22 protein-coding genes are annotated in these 17,975 nt (G+C 49.6%); 10 read left to right on the top strand and 12 right to left on the bottom strand.

Going from position 1 to position 17,975, the window contains the following annotated elements; all coding sequences use genetic code 11:
- Positions 1–81: 81 nt before the first annotated feature.
- Positions 82–774, bottom strand: a complete 693-nt coding sequence (locus tag AC0YN3_RS21835) for a hypothetical protein (RefSeq protein ID WP_475777069.1) — start codon at positions 772–774, stop codon at positions 82–84.
- Between the two features lie 122 nt (positions 775–896).
- Between AC0YN3_RS21835 and AC0YN3_RS21830 the strand changes: the two genes are divergently transcribed.
- Together AC0YN3_RS21830 and AC0YN3_RS21825 are read left to right on the top strand one after the other, a co-directional pair.
- Positions 897–1,676 (top strand): gluconate 2-dehydrogenase subunit 3 family protein, encoded by a 780-nt coding sequence (locus AC0YN3_RS21830; protein WP_475777068.1) that lies wholly within the window; start codon positions 897–899, stop codon positions 1,674–1,676.
- A gap of 17 nt (positions 1,677–1,693) precedes the next feature.
- Entirely contained in the window at positions 1,694–3,409 is a 1,716-nt protein-coding gene (locus AC0YN3_RS21825) for a GMC family oxidoreductase (RefSeq protein WP_475777067.1), read from the top strand.
- 236 nt (positions 3,410–3,645) lie between these two features.
- Here AC0YN3_RS21825 and AC0YN3_RS21820 read toward each other — a convergent pair whose 3' ends face one another.
- Entirely contained in the window at positions 3,646–4,623 is a 978-nt protein-coding gene (locus AC0YN3_RS21820; RefSeq protein ID WP_475777066.1) for an oxidoreductase, read from the bottom strand.
- A gap of 146 nt (positions 4,624–4,769) precedes the next feature.
- Between AC0YN3_RS21820 and AC0YN3_RS21815 the strand changes: the two genes are divergently transcribed.
- Entirely contained in the window at positions 4,770–5,198 is a 429-nt protein-coding gene (locus tag AC0YN3_RS21815; RefSeq protein ID WP_475777065.1) for an Lrp/AsnC family transcriptional regulator, read from the top strand.
- Between the two features lie 107 nt (positions 5,199–5,305).
- Here the strand turns inward: AC0YN3_RS21815 and AC0YN3_RS21810 are convergent, their stop codons facing one another.
- Both AC0YN3_RS21810 and tatC read right to left on the bottom strand, forming a co-directional pair.
- Positions 5,306–5,509: a twin-arginine translocase TatA/TatE family subunit gene (locus tag AC0YN3_RS21810; protein WP_475777064.1), complete on the bottom strand. Its 204-nt coding sequence runs from the start codon at positions 5,507–5,509 to the stop codon at positions 5,306–5,308.
- A 20-nt stretch (positions 5,510–5,529) separates the two neighbouring features.
- A complete protein-coding gene (tatC, locus tag AC0YN3_RS21805) occupies positions 5,530–6,261 on the bottom strand; it encodes a twin-arginine translocase subunit TatC (RefSeq protein WP_475777210.1) in 732 nt (243 codons plus the stop codon).
- A 181-nt stretch (positions 6,262–6,442) separates the two neighbouring features.
- On the opposite strand from tatC, the gene AC0YN3_RS21800 reads away from it, so the two are divergent.
- From AC0YN3_RS21800 to AC0YN3_RS21780, 5 genes are all read left to right on the top strand, one after another.
- Positions 6,443–6,808 (top strand): c-type cytochrome, encoded by a 366-nt coding sequence (locus AC0YN3_RS21800; RefSeq protein ID WP_475777063.1) that lies wholly within the window; start codon positions 6,443–6,445, stop codon positions 6,806–6,808.
- Positions 6,809–7,134: 326 nt separating this feature from the next.
- The gene (locus AC0YN3_RS21795; protein WP_475777062.1) at positions 7,135–7,671 is read left to right on the top strand and encodes a hypothetical protein; all 537 of its coding nucleotides are present in this window, start codon (positions 7,135–7,137) and stop codon (positions 7,669–7,671) included.
- A 110-nt stretch (positions 7,672–7,781) separates the two neighbouring features.
- The gene (locus AC0YN3_RS21790; RefSeq protein ID WP_475777061.1) at positions 7,782–8,126 is read left to right on the top strand and encodes a hypothetical protein; all 345 of its coding nucleotides are present in this window, start codon (positions 7,782–7,784) and stop codon (positions 8,124–8,126) included.
- Positions 8,127–8,215: 89 nt separating this feature from the next.
- A complete protein-coding gene (locus AC0YN3_RS21785) occupies positions 8,216–9,004 on the top strand; it encodes a hypothetical protein (protein WP_475777060.1) in 789 nt (262 codons plus the stop codon).
- Positions 9,001–9,225, top strand: coding sequence for a DUF4275 family protein (locus AC0YN3_RS21780; RefSeq protein ID WP_475777059.1), 225 nt, complete (start codon positions 9,001–9,003; stop codon positions 9,223–9,225). Before AC0YN3_RS21785 ends, AC0YN3_RS21780 begins: the two co-directional genes overlap by 4 nt.
- Positions 9,226–9,243: 18 nt before the next feature.
- Here AC0YN3_RS21780 and AC0YN3_RS21775 read toward each other — a convergent pair whose 3' ends face one another.
- Positions 9,244–9,996, bottom strand: coding sequence for a DUF6843 domain-containing protein (locus AC0YN3_RS21775; RefSeq protein WP_475777058.1), 753 nt, complete (start codon positions 9,994–9,996; stop codon positions 9,244–9,246).
- Positions 9,997–10,114: 118 nt separating this feature from the next.
- Between AC0YN3_RS21775 and AC0YN3_RS21770 the strand changes: the two genes are divergently transcribed.
- Both AC0YN3_RS21770 and AC0YN3_RS21765 read left to right on the top strand, forming a co-directional pair.
- Positions 10,115–10,306, top strand: a complete 192-nt coding sequence (locus AC0YN3_RS21770; protein WP_475777057.1) for a DUF4177 domain-containing protein — start codon at positions 10,115–10,117, stop codon at positions 10,304–10,306.
- A gap of 113 nt (positions 10,307–10,419) precedes the next feature.
- Positions 10,420–10,977, top strand: a complete 558-nt coding sequence (locus AC0YN3_RS21765; RefSeq protein WP_475777056.1) for a hypothetical protein — start codon at positions 10,420–10,422, stop codon at positions 10,975–10,977.
- 114 nt (positions 10,978–11,091) lie between these two features.
- Here AC0YN3_RS21765 and AC0YN3_RS21760 read toward each other — a convergent pair whose 3' ends face one another.
- From AC0YN3_RS21760 to AC0YN3_RS21730, 7 genes are all read right to left on the bottom strand, one after another.
- A complete protein-coding gene (locus AC0YN3_RS21760) occupies positions 11,092–11,478 on the bottom strand; it encodes a RidA family protein (protein WP_475777055.1) in 387 nt (128 codons plus the stop codon).
- A gap of 62 nt (positions 11,479–11,540) precedes the next feature.
- A complete protein-coding gene (locus AC0YN3_RS21755; RefSeq protein ID WP_475777054.1) occupies positions 11,541–12,917 on the bottom strand; it encodes an amidase in 1,377 nt (458 codons plus the stop codon).
- Positions 12,914–13,096 (bottom strand): hypothetical protein, encoded by a 183-nt coding sequence (locus AC0YN3_RS21750; RefSeq protein WP_475777053.1) that lies wholly within the window; start codon positions 13,094–13,096, stop codon positions 12,914–12,916. Before AC0YN3_RS21750 ends, AC0YN3_RS21755 begins: the two co-directional genes overlap by 4 nt.
- Before the next feature lie 19 nt (positions 13,097–13,115).
- A complete protein-coding gene (locus AC0YN3_RS21745) occupies positions 13,116–14,126 on the bottom strand; it encodes an ABC transporter substrate-binding protein (RefSeq protein WP_475777052.1) in 1,011 nt (336 codons plus the stop codon).
- A gap of 36 nt (positions 14,127–14,162) precedes the next feature.
- Positions 14,163–15,041, bottom strand: coding sequence for an ABC transporter permease (locus tag AC0YN3_RS21740; protein ID WP_475777051.1), 879 nt, complete (start codon positions 15,039–15,041; stop codon positions 14,163–14,165).
- Positions 15,041–15,853, bottom strand: coding sequence for an ABC transporter ATP-binding protein (locus AC0YN3_RS21735; RefSeq protein WP_475777050.1), 813 nt, complete (start codon positions 15,851–15,853; stop codon positions 15,041–15,043). Before AC0YN3_RS21735 ends, AC0YN3_RS21740 begins: the two co-directional genes overlap by 1 nt.
- 164 nt (positions 15,854–16,017) lie before the next feature.
- Positions 16,018–17,697: a PucR family transcriptional regulator gene (locus tag AC0YN3_RS21730; protein ID WP_475777049.1), complete on the bottom strand. Its 1,680-nt coding sequence runs from the start codon at positions 17,695–17,697 to the stop codon at positions 16,018–16,020.
- Between the last annotated feature and the right edge of the window lie 278 nt (positions 17,698–17,975).

Below are 17,975 nucleotides of genomic sequence, written 5' to 3'. Positions count from 1 at the left end.
GTACCATTCATTATGATGTTGCAAATATACCAAACGGCTCCCGAAATCATTTCGGGAGCCGTTTTTATTCGGAATGGGCGCTTATTTCTTCGCGTTGCTCCGATCTGCCTTCACCAGCCTGAGCAGCTCTCGCATATCGCTTGCGAGTTTATCCGGCGACAAGTTCTCGGCAAGGGCATCTGCCCGAATCTTCTCGATCGCTTTCACCGCTTTCGCTCCGGTTACGGTCAATACCTTGACATCTCCGCCCATGAAGTTTTTGATCTGGCTCGCAGCCATCGATAGATTATCGTGGCTTTCCTTGCCGGTCCCGCTCATGCCGCCAAGCCCGTCATCCGGCGAATAGCCTTTACCCGACAGGCCTTCGGTCTGATCGAGCACTTTTCGCTGAACGTCATCGTACTTCGAGCCGGAGGCTGTCAGCTTCTCCGTTGCCAGCACGACGGTATCGTCGAAGACGAATACGCGCACGTCTGGAATGCCGATTCCGCTGAGCCTCGATTCAAGATGGGCGGAAAAGCCGCTCGCATGCAGGCTGGAGCTGCCAATCATGCTGTATACGGATGTGCCCATGCCATTTGTGGTTTGGCCATGCTTGTTTGTCGTATGCAGCTTAGGACCGTTTTCGCTTGGAATAAAGGAAGGATCATGCAGCATCCTGGCTTCTTGCTGCGATAAAGCTTTGGAATGCGAGGTTTCTGGTGCGTCATTGGCGCAGCCGGATAGGGCTGCGGCAGCTAGGGACAAGGCAAGCAGCTTGCTGAGAGCGGTCATTAAACGATCATCCTCCATAGGTAGCAATTTGCTGTTAGGATGACCCTTACCATCTTATGAATATTCATAGCTTCTTGGAAAATAATAAAAGAGAAAATTGAAATTTCCAGGAGGTGCAGCGATTGAACCGAAGCGATAAAGGGAAAGAGCCAAGCAAAAGTGCGGTAGACGGCAATTCGCGGCGAAAGTTTCTAATCAATAGCGGCTATGCGTTGGGCGGCATCGTCGTGGGAGGTGCGCTTGGCTCCCTGATCAAGCGAAAGCCAGCCGCCGAGAACGCGCCTGTTAAGACGGATGAAGGCAAGGCGGCTGAGCCGAAAAACTACAATCGAGCGCTCATGTTTTTGACTCAGGATCAGTTTCGGATCGTGGAGAGCGCGACGGAACGCATATTTCCAGAGGATGATGCCGGTCCGGGAGCCAAGTCGCTGGGCGTAGCTTTCTTCATCGATCATCAGCTGGCGGGGGAATGGGGATTCAACGGTCGGGATTATATGATGCCGCCCTTCTATATGGGAGAGAGCGTGCAGGGCTATCAAGGCCGGCTCAAGCGTAAGGAAATGTTCGAGATCGGGCTGCGCGAACTTGAAAATTACAGCGTGACGAAATTTGATAAGAGCTTCGTGGAATTAACGGGCGAGCAGCAGGATGAGCTGCTTAAAGCCTTCGAGTCGGACGAGGTGAAGTTGACGACGATCTCGGCGAGCGGTTTTTTCAAAATATTGCGGAGCAGCACGCTGGAAGGCGCCTACAGCGATCCTTTGTACGGAGGCAACATGGATATGAACGGATGGAGGATGCGCAACTATCCAGGGAATCAAATGAGCTACCTCGCTATTATTGAGAAGGAGTTCACAAAAATCGAGCCGAACAGCCTACAAGATCATTTGGTTGCTCATTAGCGAATCGGGAGGATATTATGGCCAAAACATTACCGAAAACCGATGTTGTCATTGTAGGGGTAGGCTGGGCGGGTGGCATTATTGCGGCCGAGCTAACCAAAAGCGGATTAAACGTCGTTGGGCTTGAACGAGGCAAGGAGCGTAAAACGGAGGATTATTTCATGGTGCATGACGAGCTTCGCTACGGCTTGCGTTACGAAATGATGCAGGATTTATCCAAAGAAACGATTACGTTCCGCAGTACGGAGAAAACCCGTGCATTGCCGATGCGGCAATACGGCTCGTTTCTCATCGGCGACGGATTAGGCGGAGCAGGGGTGCACTGGAATGGGCAGACCTATCGCTTCCTGCCTTATGATTTCGAGATACGCAGCAAAACCATCGAGAAGTATGGGAAAAACAAAATTCCGGCAGGCATGACGATTCAGGATTGGGGTATTACTTACGATGAGATCGAGCCGTATTACGATAAGTTCGAGAAGCTTACAGGGATTTCCGGAGAAGCGAACCCACTAGGAGGGAAACGGAGCAGTCCTTTCCCGACACCGCCGATGAAGAAGACGCCTGCGATGCAGTTGTTCGTAGAAGCGGCAGGCCGCCTCAAGCTGAATCCGTACATGATGCCATCTGCCAATCTTTCCGAGAATTATACGAATCCGGATGGCATTACCCGGGCTGCATGCCAGTATTGCGGATATTGCGAGCGGTTTGGCTGCGAATACGGGGCTAAGGCGGATCCTGTTGTAACCGTCATTCCCGTGGCGAATAAAACCGGTAAATTCGAGATCCGTACCCATTCCAATGTACGGCGCATTCTACATAAAGGCGGCAAAGCAACAGGCGTCATGTACACCGACGTAACGACAGGCGAAGAGATTATCCAGCCTGCCGACATCGTCGTCGTGACAAGCTATGTATTTAACAACGTTCGGCTGCTGTTGATGTCGGAGCTGGGCAAGCCCTATGATTCCTCTACGGGAACGGGGGTAATCGGACGTAATTATGCGTATCAGGTCGCCAAAGGCAGCGCGATCGGTTTTTTCGAGAACCAGCAGTTCAATAACTTTGCGGGCGCGGGCGCGCTGGGCGTGTCGATCGATGATTATAACGGCGACAACTTTGACCACTCCGACCTGAATTTCATCCATGGGGGCGTGATTGCGATCGGCCAGCCAGGATCGAGGCCGATTCAGAACAATCCCGTTCCTTCAGGAACGGCGTCTTGGGGCTCTGAATTCAAAGCGAAGTCCGTTCATTATTCAAACCGAACGATTGGAGTCGGAGCGCAGGGGTCGTCGATGTCGTTCAAGCATCATTTTCTCGATTTGGATTCGGCTTACAAGGATGTTTACGGGGATCCGCTCCTCCGCATTACGTTCGACTTCGAGGATCAGGACCGGGAGCTGGCGAAGTTTCTTGCAGAGCGCTGCTCTAAGATTGTTACAGAGATGGGCGCGGATAAGGTTGACTATTTAAAGGAGCTTGGTCCCTATGACATTATGACCTACCAGTCGACCCATAACACGGGCGGCGTCATTATGGGAAGCAATCCGGGAAACTCAGCGGTAAATACGTATAGTCAAATGTGGGATGCGGACAATGTGTTCGTAGTTGGGGCAAGCTCATTCCCCCAGAATGCCGGATACAACCCGACCAACACGGTAGGCGCGCTTGCGTACCGCGCGGCTGAAGGAATCGTAAAGTATCGTGAAAAAGGCGGCTTGCTCGTATGAAGCGACAGGGCTTGTCGATATAGCGAATGCTTGGAAAATGGTGATCCCGCTCGATGCACGGATGATAAGCCTAAACGGATTAAAAGGGAGGACGAACAAAAACGAAGGTTCCGATTAATCGATACCTTCGTTTTTTGTTCGTAACTTTAAGAACGGGAAACGTTTTATAACTTGTAGATTCAAATAGCTTAAAGATTCATTTGGATTACGCTATTGTTCTCAAATATTAGCCTGCTTTAAGGCATCAGCAAAGTCTCCGCAAAATCCGGGTTTTCCAAGAGAGGCCGGCCAATGGCGATACAGTCCGCTAACCGGTCCTCTAGTATGCGGTTTGCGAGACTGCGGTTATCTATCTTTCCGACAGCTATGACCGGAATATTGAAATGCTGTTTAATCGCCGCCGCATGAGGCAGCTGATAAGCAGGGTATATGTCACTAGGTTGGATGGGGAGATTTCCGCCGGTAGAGACATGAATGGCATCGAGTTCTGGCTCGAGCGGCTGTAACATTCGCGCCACCGATTCAGGGGTTAACCCCCCTTCGATATAATCGGTTGCTGAAACCCGGATGATTATTGGATACTCTTTGCCGACTTCTTCTCTAACCGCGAAGAGAACCTCTTTAAGGAACCTTGTTCTTTTTTCAGCCGTACCGCCATAAGCATCTACGCGAGTATTGGACAGAGGCGATAAAAATTGGTGAATCAAAAAGCCATGGGCAGCATGTATCTCAATTCCGTCAAAGCCTGCTTCTATGCTCCGTTTGGCCGCAAACCGATATTCCTCGATGATGCGATTAATGCCCGCAACGGATAACGATTCGGGTGTGCCGTAATGATCGTCGAACGCGATTGCGCTCGGTGCGAGTAATGAATTCGTAACTTCGGGCGAAGATTTTCTGCCGCCGTGCGACAACTGGACGAAAACGGGGGTTTGGTGCGCATGGATGGCGTTTGTAATATTTTTCAAGGGTGCCACATGCCGATCCGAAAATATTCCGATATCATTTTTCCACAGCCTGCCATTTGATGAGATCGCGGTGGATTCCAAAATAACTAGCCCTACATGCTTGGCCCTTCGTGCGTAATGTTCAATGTGATGATCGATGGCATACGCCTCGGGTGTACCCATGTACTGCTGCATCGGCGCCATGATTAGTCGGTTTTTTAAGCTTTGCCCTCCCAAAGCTATAGGATCATTCAAGGTCAATGTCATATCGGTTTCTCCTCTGCAAGTGATTAATGACATTTTATTATGGATAACAGCAGAACTACATAGTATTCTTAAGTAATAACCCACTGGATAACTAAAATATTTCGTTCTTTGATGTCAAATACCTTTAATAATGAGGTGAACGTTCAATGGATCAAATCGATTCCAAAATTTTATCTTTAATGCACGAAAATGCCCGGCTCCCTATTTCCGAGATGAGCAGATTAATCGCGATGTCGCAGCCAGCGGTATCGGAAAGGATTCGCAAGCTGGAGGAGCAAGGCGTGATTACTGCATATCGTGCGCAGCTTTCTCCTCATAAACTAGGTAAGCATACAACCGCATTTGTACTGTTTAAAACGAATAATTGCAAGGATTTCGTTGCATTCAGCGAAACGTCTCCGGAGATCGTCGATCTTTACAGAATCAGCGGTGAATATAACTTTTTGATGAAGGTGTTAAGCGAGACGACGGAATCATTGGCTAGTTTCCTTGATGCGTGCAATATTTACGGGTTCTCAACGACCTTAATCGTTCTCTCGACGGCATTCGAGGATAAAAGTCTAATAGATCCGTAAATAAAAAAGCACCCCCTATAATTTCATCAGTCGACCCAGTGGGTTCTCTGATGTCTATTATAGGGGGTGCATTTCATTGCTTCGGGAACGGCTTTCTTTGTGTGCGGCTACAGAAGCTTCTGCACGTCTTCTATTTTATCCGTGGAAGCAGCAGGCTGCTCATCGTCTACGATTCCGCGCGTCGAGCTGCGGAATTCGCGAAGCGTATCGCCGAATGCCCGTCCGAGCAGTGGGAGCTTAGCAGGCCCGAAAACGATGAGCGCGATCAGCAGAATAATGACTAATCCTGAGACTCCGATATTGTTTAACATGTAGATTTCTCCTTTTTGACTCAAGTGGGGGTTGGAACCGCAGCGACCCGTCTCGCATACCTCCGCGTTACGAGTACGCTGATTTCGAAGAGCAGGAGCAGCGGCACGGTCACGGATAGATGAGAGACAAAGTCGGGCGGAGAGATACAAGCTCCGACGACGGCTAAGCTGACATAAGCGTATTTGCGGGATCCGTTCAGCCGCTCGGGAGTGAGCACTCCGATTTTGGTTAGAAATAGGATGACGAGCGGCATCTCGAAGGCAACGCCTAGCGGGAACACGACGCTAAACAGAAAGGAAAAGTATCGATCGATCCCATAGGTCTCGACTGCACCGACGTTGTGGTTCATCTCAATCATGAATCCGAGCATCATCGGGAACACGAGAAAGTAGCTAAAGGATACGCCAATTAGAAACAGCAGGAACGACACGGGCACGTAGGCAAGCGTTCCTTTGGCCTCTGTTTCCGTCAGTCCTGGCTTCACGAATGCCCACGTTTGGTACAGCAGTACGGGCAGCGTGAACAAAATGGCAAACAGGAAGGCGCATCGCAAGTAGATGAACAGGCCGTCCGTGAACGAAAAAACATTCCACTCGACGGATTTGGCGGTCAAGCCTGATTTAATGTACCTCAATATCATGGGGGCAACGTATAGTCCACCGCTCATGGAGACGAAGAAACAAGCGATAACGATGATCAGCCTCTTTCTCAGCTCGGTCAGATGGTTGACCAAATCCCCTTGCAAATCCACAAAATCACCCCGCAGCACAAGCTTATTTCGTTTAAACGGCCATGACATTTCTTTAGGATATCCATTAAACATGCCGTTATGCGCAGCCTTGCCTTTTCTGAAAATGATTGGGAAGCTGCGCATATGCCAGGGGATTTAGGGGAAGTTAACAATAAATCTCCCAAAACTAGGAGGCAAAACAATGAATAATCACAACAAATGGTGGTTGATGCTTACCGTATTCCTGCTGTTTATTTCCCTTGCTGCTTGCGGGGGCAATAAAACGAATAATGGAGCCAAAGACGAAACGCCAGCCGATAATAACGGCAATGCGACGGTCAATACGGCTGAAGCGGAGTCTTTGTACGGCAAAAACTGCGTAAGCTGTCATGCGGTAGATCTTGGCGGCGGGGTTGGACCTAACTTGCAGCATGTAGGTGCGGAGATGTCTGTTGATCAAATCACGACTCAAATAAGCAATGGCGGGAACGGGATGCCTGCGTATAAAGGTCAACTGAAGGACGAGGAAATTGCTGCGCTTGCCAGTTGGCTGGCTGGGCATAAATGAGGTTGGAAGTGAAAAGAGCAGCCGCGGCTGCTCTTTTTTTTTGACGTATAGGAAGGATATGGGTTTGCTCATCCTCTCTCTATGCGTTCGTCGAAACGATGGCGTCTATTGAAAGGGCGCCGTTAGGCGTTTCTTCTTACAATATAGGAAAGTATATAATTTCGCTATTTTTTCTCTATTTTTCTCGGAATGAAGCGCGCCGCCAAAGGACGGCGACAGCCGTTTCACCTTGTTAGGCAACTTTTTCGTATCGCCAGCGTCTATATAATAAATATTGGAAATTGAGGAAATGCAGCAGGAGGTGCCACGTTCTGAGGAAAATCGTTTTGATAGCAACCGTTGTAGTGGCAATCGTTGTTTTGGCGATGCTCTCTGTAGGCTATAGCTATCTGAAAGCTAATCCTCCTTTAGCAGCAGCAGTAAGCGCATCGACTAGCGATCGCAAGGTAGTTCTCGTATCGGTCGGCAATAAAAGCAAGTTCGGTGACATAAAAATATTGCAAGTGCATGTGAATGAAGATACGACGCCAGCTTTCGCGAAAATACAAGTAAGCGATCATCAGAAGGGCTTCATCATCTCGGCGCATAATGAAGTGGAGCAGCCGGATAAGTTTGCTTTTGCGGAATTGTCTACGGTTAGCTTGGGTCCGGGAACAGAACCGGGAGAACAGCTTGAGAAGCTGAACAAGGGAACGGCAAGTGCCGAGGAGAAGATTTATGCGCTTACGGTAGCGGATGAAGCGACCATTGAGCGTATTACGATTAAGTACCGTTACTACAGCTTGACTTACGAAAAGACACTTTCGACGGAGATGCTTAAGCAGCCTGAAGCGGCGCCGACTCATCCACCGCAGCATTCGTAAAAGCTATTATTAGAGTTCAGCTATCGGCTCAAATGGGCAGCGGAGAATAATAGGATGACATTCTCCTGATATATGCATAGATTGCGAGCAGCAGCGGAGGAGGCAATGGCATGAAAGCAGAAGGGGTAGGCATGGCGGCTTCCGCAGCAAGCATCATTCTGAGCGGCATGTTCTTATTCGCGAATCCATATTCCGAAACGCCGCCTGAACCGGATACGATTATCATTGTTACGTTGATGCTGATTATGCCTGCATGCCTTGCGCTTGCGTCAGCTATTGCAAGGCGGATGGTCTTTATGACAATCGCCTTTGTATGGTCGCTGCCCTATGGGCTTTATTTGACATTCGCAGCTCTGCCAAGCATGTGGAGCTTATACGGAGCGGTGCTCCTTCTTTATATCGTCTCCCTTATACGAATAGCGCAGTCGAAGCCGCAGCGAGGCCCCAAGTATTAGGTTCTACGAAAGTTAGAACTGCCGTTCTTTTGCAGCCGTGGCTATGATGGATGTATAGCTGATAGAAGCTAAGGATGGGGCGGGTTCATATGGGTAGCGACATGACGGATTTAATGATTAGAAAGCTGATGACAACCTTAGTAATAACGACTATGGCATCTATTATTTTGCCTTTGCTTAGTTGGTGGGGGAACGACGGTTCGATAGGCGCGGATCAGGTTAGAACAGACATCTTCTATACCACGCTTTTTTACAACATGTATATAGGAACCGTTATTTTTATTTATGGTAATGCGGTTTCTTTAATAATCGAATGGGTTCGCTGCAAATGGTTTGCACGCTGGATATGGCTTGGCGCATTGCTGCACGGCATTTTTGGAATGGGACTAGGTTTGGTTATAAAAAGCTGGCTTTTTTTTCTGATCGGCATGCTTATAGCATTGGCGTATGGAGTGTTCGATTGGTGGATAGGAGCAAGAATGCTGAATCAGAAGAGAATCGGATTTGTGCTGCTTCTTCCCGTTGTGCTGTACGCGGTATGTTGGGTTGTGCTTGATGATAAGGCTCCGCCTAAGCCGGCGTTTTCAGCCGAGGAAGCGGTAGCGTTTGCAACCCAAGGAAAGGGAACGGCCATACAAGCTTTTCCTGATCAAGTCGGAACATGGCGGGGAACCATTGAAGGTTATCGGGTAGAGAGGGAAACCGGTGCGGAAGAAGTGGAAGAGAACCGTTGGATCGTTACATTTACTGAAACGTGGCGGAGAGGGAGGGTTGCGAATTCACGTTTTTTTGCTTATCAAGTCGACCGTGATTCAATGACTTTTTATAAGAGTGAAGGGGCTACTCCTCCTTATGCAGCTTTTAACTTAAAAGAGTGAGGCGGGATCGTTTGTTTCCGAAGAAGAGACATATCCAGATAGATGAAGAAAGCAGGCTTGAAGACCATGACTTGGCCCTTTTCATTGCTGACGCTGGACGGTTAACGGCATGTTTGTTCGAAAGTGAGCAGGACATATACATCGTAGATCGAAATTTCGATTGGACATTCGTAAAGACACATGAATCTTACTGCGGTCCTTATTTCTGTTCCAAAAGCTAGAGGCGGGAAGCTCAGGGACTACGGCACCTCATAGCTGCTGATGGAAATCGCCGGCTTGTCGCCTAGTTTATACATTTCGCCTGGTATGGATATGGGCTGTATTTCCGCGCCATGCTCGTCAACAAGCACGTGCTTTATGCCTCTGGACGGCCTGGTGCTTGACGTGTGGTAAATGCCGCTGTTTGGAATCCGAATGACCTCATACCCTTTTATCCTAGGAATAGGCGGGCTGCCCTCCTCCCCGTAATAAATGCTGACCGTACCGTGGAAATCTTTCGGAATCTGGTGAATGACAGGTCTGTTTTGCTCAACTGCCGCAGCTATGATGTGATTAGGAACATAGATAATAACGATTGACGCAAAAATAAAGGGCAAATAACCTTTCTTTTTATTGGATATCAACGAGCCGGTTAGGAATACGGCAGACGAGCTTGCGAACAGCAGCATGAATAAAACTGCTTCGGGTATGAATAGATCTCTAAGCCGCCAGATGCCGAAGCCTATCATGAAGAAAACGGAGGCGGCTGCTATTATGCTTAAGCCAATAAACAGGGCGATCCGCAGCCAAATAGCCGGTCTTCGCCACCTGAACATAAGGGTGTAGCACGGTAGGATTAGAAAGAGGTAAGAGGGAAGCGTCCAGTGAATGAACTTGCTGGCATCGCTGCCGATGCCTTGGTCATAGACGATGGTCAGACAGCTTAGATAGGCGAGCACGCCTGCAAAATAGCTGGTGACAGCTACCAGAACGTAAAACAGCTTTTGCTTCACAACGTTCAGTCCCCTCTATTCATGTCGTGAGTTCTTGCTCATTCATCATAACGCACGCATATGGAGGGCAGTAGTTCTAACTTTTGTAGTACTTTTATCGAAGGAGAGTGCGAATAGGATGGCTTATGAATACAAATATGTAGAAACGACGCTGGGCGGATTTTTCTCGTCTGCAACGCATCGCGAGACGATCGACGAGCATGCTAGGGAGGGCTGGCGGCTGGTACAAGAGCTGCCAACCCATTATAATGGTCATGGCAAGCCTACCGATTATGAAATAATTTTCGAGCGTGAAATTGTGAAAAGCTAGTGAGAAGCGGGGAATGTAAGGAAGACGTTATTAGCCATCGCTGCGCTATGTTCAACCATTACGTTTTTATCGGACGAAAAGGAATAAGGCAAAGATACAATAGGGGGATAAGAATGGACGGAGTGACAGAAGAAAATATGACGTATTACTCCCTCGTCAGAGGGCTGATACGTGTGTATGGCATCTTTTATGTTTTCTTGGGGATATTTGATTTTTTCGCACTATTAATGTCGCTAGGCAGTATGAGAGAAGGAATTTTAGGTCAGTTTTTAGGAGAGCAAAGCTCGATTCTATGGTTGCTCTCCAGGAATGATGTCGAAGGTAGCTTTGACGTATTCATCGGTCTTGCGCTATTTGCAACTGCAGGACGGTTAGTCAAATGGTTGATACCGAATTCAGATAGGCCTATCTCTTTCAAAGCTTCTGAACTGCATTCAATTGTGCTGACTGTGGCGCGATTCTATTTATTAACTGTTCTCGTTACGTTCATCGGGCATTTGCTGTCCTCTATCTTCCTCGCTATATTAAGGATCGGAAGCGACGACCTGGAAATCGTTGAAGCACTCGTTCTTTTAATGCCGCTGCTATGGATTACCGGCTTGCTTATTCTCAATCGGTTTTTGGGTACTATCGTGCGCTTAGCCATACGGACTAGACTTATTAAGGACTAAACCGAATTTGGATCTGTACGAAGCATAACCATTCCATAGGACAGGGGCAGTACAGGGCTTATTTTCGCGCCCTGAACACACCATCCCGTAGATCGTTAAAATACAATTAATCAGCTATTCGCCCCGTTTGGATGGCGCGTAAGCCATGACTTCGATTTCGATAAGATAAGGCCCGAGTCCGCTGAATACGGTGATGCGCGCCGGATAGGGAGTCGCAATCAGCTCTGCGTACACTTCGTTATATGCGGTTTGGTCTTCTAGGCGGCTAAGATGCGTCGTCACTTTGACGATATGATCCAGCGTCAGGCCAGCTTCCTCTAGAATAACCTCGATGTTGCGGATGCATTGCGCTGTCTGCTCGCGTATTCCGCCAATCGGCTCCAATGTATTCGGATCTACGCCGACTTGCCCGGCCACGTATAGGAAATCACCGGCTCTTACGGCATGCGAGAAGGGCAGAGGAAACTTTGGCGCAAACTCAGAAGTAATAATAGTTGTCAATGCAATCTACCTGCTTTCTAGTCTAATAAGCTGAACGCTCAGGAGGCTTTTCGTCTAATGGATTAAATTACTGTCTTTAATGGAGCAGATAGACGATGCCAGCCGGTGGCTTGCTGGAACCGGTGTCCAATCGCCAGCAGCCGATCCTCGCCCATTAACGGTCCGGCTAACTGCATGCCTATGGGAAGCTGGCTCGCTGCTTCTACGCCAATCGGAATCGTCATCGCAGGCAGGCCTGTATTGGTGAAGGGACCGTTAAACATCGGGCTGCCCGTTTTGTACCCGGGAAGAGCGAGCGTTGGCGTTGCTGGGGTCAGCATAACGTCCACTTCATCGAATATCCGCATCATTTCGTTGCGGAATACGGTACGAACCCGTTGTGCCTGCAAATAATCGACGGCGCTTAGCTCATAGCCAAGCTCTAGCTGCTCACGCATGGCCGGTCCGTAATAATCGGCCCGCGTCTGATACATATCCATATGATAGGCAGCGCCTTCGGCCCGCATGGTCATGCGGTGGGCAGCTACGGATTCCTCGATGCAAGCGGGCAGCCGCACCTTTTTGAACCGAACGCCTAGACTACGAAGAACCTCGGTTGCTGCCTCCACCGCTGCCGTAATGGCAGGGTCCTCAGCTTTGAAAAAGGAGTCAGGAATGCCGATTACCATGCCTCGAATATCCTGTTCAAGAGCTTGAGTGAAAAGTGGAGATTCGCCTGATAACGACGAAGGGTCTCTGCTGTCTTGTCCGGCAAGCGCTTCAAGCGCAAGCGCGGTATCCTCCACCGTTCGCGTGAAAGCGCCAATGTGGTCAAGCGACCAGCTTGCATAGAACACGCCATAGCGGCTAATGCGGCCGAAGGTAGGTTTCATGCAAGTCAACCCGTTATAGGCTGCCGGTCTAATTAATGAACCAAAGGTTTGCGTGCCGAGCGTGAAGGAGGCCATTCCCGCCGCTACCGCAGCGGCCGAGCCTGAGCTGGACCCGCCTGGCGTGTGGGACAGGTTCCAAGGATTGCGAGTCGGAGCTTCGCCCCCCTGATACGCATATTCGGTTGTCGTCGTTTTTCCTAGCAGTATGGCTCCGGCTTGCTCCAGCCGTTCGATGACCGCTGCGTTCTCCTCGGGTACATAGTCTGCATTTACCTGCGAGCCTGCCGAGGTTCTTATGCCAGCGGTGCTGATAATATCTTTGGCTCCGTAAGGAATGCCATGCAGTGGGCCTTTGTAATGCCCTTTAGCAATTGCCCGTTCGGCCTCCGTCGCTGCTTTCATGGCATTATCGGCATTCACGGTTGCCCAAGCGAGCACGCGGTTATCCGTTGCTTCAATTCTTTCGATATAGGCTTTTGTCAGCTCCGCCGGAGACAAGCTTCTGGACCGGATGAGGCGGCCGGCCTCGGCCAGCGTCAGTTCATGCAGCTGTGTCGTTATCATCATGCAAGCACTCCTCTGGCGGCCGAGATCGGTCCGATATGATGAGGGAGACGGAAAGAACGCAGCAACAGCAGCTCCCGCTCGAAGCTTGCCCTCTCCTCTTCCATGACAGGCCCGCTTTCGTATTTCTGTTTTTCCCCTGCGATAAAAGCTAGGTATTTCTCTTGCTGCTCTGCACCCATAGCCATTAGCTCCTTTCGTTTATGGCATAAAGCTGGTATCTACCATGTCCTCGTATTTCACGTCGCTTTTTAAGTTCCCGATAAATTTCTGCATATCGATGGCTGTTTGGAAAGCTGATTCCGTCAGGGTGCCGTCTACTGGATACACCTTGCTGTCGATCATGCGCTGTACGGCATTTTCAACGATAGCAGCATCGAGGTTTGGAAACTCTTTTTTAGCCACTTCCTTCGTGCCTGCCGGATCGGAGTGGATATAGTCGAGAGCAAGCTCGATGGAATGTACCATTCGCTTCACGAGATCGGGATTTTCCTTGATTACTTTGGAAGATGTATTCAGCGTTGCAAAAGCGAAATCTGGGTAATCCTTCGTAAAGTCATACACGATTTCAAGTCCTTGCAGCAGGCCTTGGTCAAGCTGCGGTTCGTACACGACAGCGATGTCTGCTTTGCCCGCAAGGAGCGTTCCAAGCTCTGATCCGTTCTGTACCTCGGTTATCGTGACATCCTTCTCCAGATCGATGTTATGATCCGCGAACAGCTTGCGCAGCAGGCTGTTGGAGCTGGTTGGCGCAAGTCCCGTCACAATCGTTTTGCCTTTGAAATCCTCGGGCGAAGCGATTGAAGCGCCAGACTTGGCGACTGCCCATACAGGTGCGCTGCCTGATAAAATACTGAGCGAGCGCGCGTCGCCGCCCTTTGCCCTAGCAAAGGCAACGTGCTCAGGTCCGTGGAAGGAAAAGGTCGATTCACCCGAAATGACAGAAGCTAGAGCGGTTGGGCCGCTTCCGGCAGCCGTAATGGACGAAAGCTCAATTTGATTTTGCTCAAGAAAGCCTTTTTCTTTGGCCACATAGAGCGGCAGGTAAAGCAAATTATGATAAACCTCGGATACCATGATGACATCCTTTTTGGTGCTATTCTCTGGCGTGGCGGCCGTTACGGGCGATTCGTTTTGGTTACCGCATGCGCTAAGGAATAAAGTGCTCGTTAGTAAAAGGCCGATTAGCTTCGCTGCTGTTTTCTTCATCATGGTAGTCCCCTTTTTTGAATGTAGTCGAGCTATTGACTAGACGCCGGCTGATTTGTTGGATTGCTTAGTGCCTTCATTCCAAGGCAGCATCCGTTTCTCGATGAAGCTTACGCAGGTATACAGGCAGGTAGCGACAAGCATCAGCGTGAATACCCCAACCCATACAGCTGGAAGATTGAATAAATTGCCTTCCACGAAAATCATGTGCCCAAGTCCTTTATTCGATGAGATGAACTCGCCGCCTACGACCGACACGAGCGCAAGTCCGATATTGATGCGGAATGCGGAGATAATCCACGGCAGCGATGACGGCACGATGATTTTCGTGAAAATCTGCGAGCGTTTGGCGCCGAACGATTTCATCAGATGAATCTGCGATTGATCAATTTGATGCGTAGCCTGATAAGCAGACAGCAAGGCGACGATAAACGTGGCAACGGAAGCCAGTGCGATTTTGGAGAAAATGCCTGAGCCGAACCAGATAATGATCATCGGCGCGAGCGCGATTTTGGGTACGCCATTCAAGGCGACGACAAACGGATCGATGATTCGAGACAGCTTGCTGGAGAACCAAAGCAGCAGCCCGATGAAAGAGCCGAGCAGGCTGCCTGCCGCAAAGCCGATAACCGTTGCGTTAACCGTAGCAAACGCGTCACTGACAAGCTGGCCGGATTGCAGCATGGAGATGGCCGACTGAAGGATAGCGGAAGGCGAGCCGAGCAGGAAAGCATTCACAAGCTTCATGCGCACGATGGTTTCCCATGCCGCAATAATGACGGCGATGATGACGATGCGCCATGCCATAGCGACGGCCCACTCTTTCATGGAAGCGGCTTTGTGAGGCTTCATGAAGCGGCGTTTGCCTGCTGCTGTCTTTGTCTCTTGAAGCTTCATGCTGCGTGATGCGTTTTCCATTAGCTTGACCTCCCCATTTGAATATCCAGCTCCGACCAGATAGTCTCAAAATATTGCTTGAACCTCGCGTCGGTACGGGCCTTCATCGCTGAACCGTGCTCGGCTGCTAGTCCGACCTCATACGTTTTCTTTACGTATGTAGGGCGCTTGCTCATAACGAAGATACGGTCCGACACGGAGATGGCTTCTTCGATGTCATGCGTGATGAGGACGCCTGTTTTGCCTTCTTTTTTGAGAATGGATAAGATTTCGTCTTCCAGCACAAGCCTTGTCTGGTAATCGAGAGCGGAGAATGGCTCATCGAGCAAAATAATGTCAGGCTGGGTAACCAGCGTTCTGATGAGGGCAACCCGCTGGCGCATTCCGCCGGATAGGGTAGCGGGGTATGACTTTGCAAAGGATTCGAGACCATATCGCGTAAGATAAGTCATCGCCAGCTCATGGCGGTCCTTCTTGGACAAGCCCTTTACCTCAAGGCCGAGCGTGACATTGTCGAGAATGGTGCGCCAAGGCAGAAGCAGATCGCGCTGCATCATGTAGCCGACATGCCCGGTCTTACGTCCGATCTGATCTCCGCCGACGAGCACGTGGCCGGTAGTAGGCTCAAGCAAACCGGCGACAATGTTGAATATCGTACTCTTTCCGCAGCCGCTTGGGCCAACGATACTTACGAACTCCTTTTGCGGGATGTCCATGGTAATGCCTGCTAATACGTGAATGTCATCTCCTTCTGCATTTACGAACGTTTTGGTAACGTCCTGTACTTGAATGGCTGGCTTCTCGGTTGCAACCTTATACGTAACGCTGCTCATCCGTACCAACTCCCTTCTCTCCTATGTGAATGTATTTTATGTTAGGTTATCTGACACGTTTGATATGTCTCTATCATAATGATTTCTTTGTCTGCTGTCATTGGTTGAATCCGCTATAAACGAAAGATGCTTTTAGCGCTTTTGACTAAAAATCGACCGATCGGTTACAGGTTTTCCCTTCTTTCGGATACGGTGTTTGATTTCAGCATCGGCTCAATCGCGAACGCTACCCGGAAACGGAAGCTTTCCAGCGGGTCCTTCAGCCTGCGGCCCGTAAGCTTCTCGCATTTCTCCAACCGGTAGATAACGGTGTTGCGGTGAACGAACAGCTCTTTGGCCGTATCGATAATTTGACAGTGGTTGTCATAAAAGGCGCGAAGGGTCCGCAGCAGCTCATTCTGGTCGTTCTCTTCTTTAGTGAACAAATCCTTGAACGCTTCATCATAGAAAAGCCTTAGCTCCTCATGGGGAAGCATGCGCAGAAGCCGGCTGACATCAAGGGTTAGGTAGGATTGTACAAAGCGCTGTTTTTTGAGCTGGTACCCGGATTGGAGCGCTTTATGGGCTTCTTTGTACGACAAGCCCATATCAAGCACATTCGTAAAAGGATTGCCGATTCCGAAGGAGAAGCTGATCGTATCGCTCTCGTAAAGCCGCTCAGCCGCCCGTTCCAGCTGCTTAATGAATGCGGACTCGTTCCAGCCATCAGTGGGCTGCCTGACGAGCAGGCCGAACATGTCATTTTTGGCGAAAATGACAAAAGGAACGTCCAGCTTGACGAACTCAGCTTTCAGCAGCTCGTATAACGCGTCGCGTTCCGCGTTCAAGCGCTCCTCGGCAGAGGGCTCGCTGATACGCTGTCCTTCCAAAGGAGAGTCCGGCTTAGCGATGATGAGCAGCGACGTCATGCCTGCATGGAGGCCATACTTGCTTCCGCGATGGAGCACCTCCTGTTCGGTACTGATATAGCCCTCAATGAGATCGGAAAAAAATTCATTTTTGTAACGTCTGGAGCGCTCTTTGACGGCTTGCTTCTTCGTCATCTCGAGGCCGATGACATGAGCGGCTTGCTCCAGGGCGAGCGAGGATAAGCTGGTCAGCGGGTAGGCCGGAGAGAGCACGAGCAAGCACCCGTCGTGTCGGTACGTATGAATGGGATATAGCTCGACATGGCGATGCAAAGGAGAAGCAATTAGAGGTAGGCACAAAGAGACAGCAGCCGTTCGAGCGGGCAATAGCGCAATTGCTTCGCCTGCAAGAGAAGGGAGAAGGGCAAGATCGTTGCTAGTGAAATGGTGAGACAACGCGGTAGCCTGATGTTTCACATTGAATAGAAGCACCGGCGCGCCTATAATGTCCGCCAGCTTGTCTACGATCCGTGCAAGACCGTTGCCTTGCATGATCATATCCGAGAACTGCTTGTGAATGGTCAACGCATAGTGGAGCTCATGCGTCTTGTTCTCCAGCATGAGGCTGATGGACTGCTGGAACAGCTCGCCCAGTGTCGTCTCGATATGGGATAGCTCGATAATCGGGAAGTGGAGGCGATCTGCTGCATCAAGGACCTCCTTCGGAATCGTCATAGAGAATCGCTTGGTCTTGATGGCAAGCCCTGCGCAGCCTTTGCTGTGCATGCCGACAATGAAATCGATCATGTTTTCCTTGCGGTCCTTTAATATATAACCGTTCGTCAGCAGCAGATCGCCCTGTTTGAGAAAGGTAACAATATCAGGTGCATCCATGATATTAATGGATGATACTTCATGGGTAGACAGGCCGGAATGGCCTGCAATTACTTCGGAATTGGCGAAAATAGGTGATTTAAGCAATTCATTGAGCTGCATAGTTATCTACACCTTTCTTTTTATGTTAGTAAAGTTAACATGAAAAGGTAATCGTGTAAAGAATACTTTGTGCGAATTAGCTAAAGGAGATGCTCGTTTTTGAGCGTTTTGTACGAGGAATGGGGAGTTGATGGCAGTTTTGGATATCTTTCTAACGTTAACTAGCCACTTTGCAGGTGATAATGGTGAGCTATTTGTTACTTAAATGAATTGTCTGGTTGACATAGAGATAAGGCGTATTTCCTGCGGAACGGACAGCTCCGATGAAATACGCCTAA

The organism is Paenibacillus sp. J22R232 (genome assembly GCF_056269165.1).
This window is presented reverse-complemented; position numbering and strand designations above follow the sequence as displayed.

Coding starts and splice junctions, on each gene's coding strand:
- AC0YN3_RS21835 (WP_475777069.1), bottom strand. CDS start 774: ATGACCGCTCTCAGCAAGCTGCTTGCCTTGTCCCTAGCTGCCGCAGCC.
- AC0YN3_RS21825 (WP_475777067.1), top strand. CDS start 1,694: ATGGCCAAAACATTACCGAAAACCGATGTTGTCATTGTAGGGGTAGGC.
- AC0YN3_RS21820 (WP_475777066.1), bottom strand. CDS start 4,623: ATGACATTGACCTTGAATGATCCTATAGCTTTGGGAGGGCAAAGCTTA.
- AC0YN3_RS21815 (WP_475777065.1), top strand. CDS start 4,770: ATGGATCAAATCGATTCCAAAATTTTATCTTTAATGCACGAAAATGCC.
- AC0YN3_RS21810 (WP_475777064.1), bottom strand. CDS start 5,509: ATGTTAAACAATATCGGAGTCTCAGGATTAGTCATTATTCTGCTGATC.
- AC0YN3_RS21800 (WP_475777063.1), top strand. CDS start 6,443: ATGAATAATCACAACAAATGGTGGTTGATGCTTACCGTATTCCTGCTG.
- AC0YN3_RS21790 (WP_475777061.1), top strand. CDS start 7,782: ATGAAAGCAGAAGGGGTAGGCATGGCGGCTTCCGCAGCAAGCATCATT.
- AC0YN3_RS21785 (WP_475777060.1), top strand. CDS start 8,216: ATGGGTAGCGACATGACGGATTTAATGATTAGAAAGCTGATGACAACC.
- AC0YN3_RS21770 (WP_475777057.1), top strand. CDS start 10,115: ATGGCTTATGAATACAAATATGTAGAAACGACGCTGGGCGGATTTTTC.
- AC0YN3_RS21765 (WP_475777056.1), top strand. CDS start 10,420: ATGGACGGAGTGACAGAAGAAAATATGACGTATTACTCCCTCGTCAGA.
- AC0YN3_RS21755 (WP_475777054.1), bottom strand. CDS start 12,917: ATGATGATAACGACACAGCTGCATGAACTGACGCTGGCCGAGGCCGGC.
- AC0YN3_RS21750 (WP_475777053.1), bottom strand. CDS start 13,096: ATGGGTGCAGAGCAGCAAGAGAAATACCTAGCTTTTATCGCAGGGGAA.
- AC0YN3_RS21745 (WP_475777052.1), bottom strand. CDS start 14,126: ATGATGAAGAAAACAGCAGCGAAGCTAATCGGCCTTTTACTAACGAGC.
- AC0YN3_RS21740 (WP_475777051.1), bottom strand. CDS start 15,041: ATGGAAAACGCATCACGCAGCATGAAGCTTCAAGAGACAAAGACAGCA.
- AC0YN3_RS21735 (WP_475777050.1), bottom strand. CDS start 15,853: ATGAGCAGCGTTACGTATAAGGTTGCAACCGAGAAGCCAGCCATTCAA.
- AC0YN3_RS21730 (WP_475777049.1), bottom strand. CDS start 17,697: ATGCAGCTCAATGAATTGCTTAAATCACCTATTTTCGCCAATTCCGAA.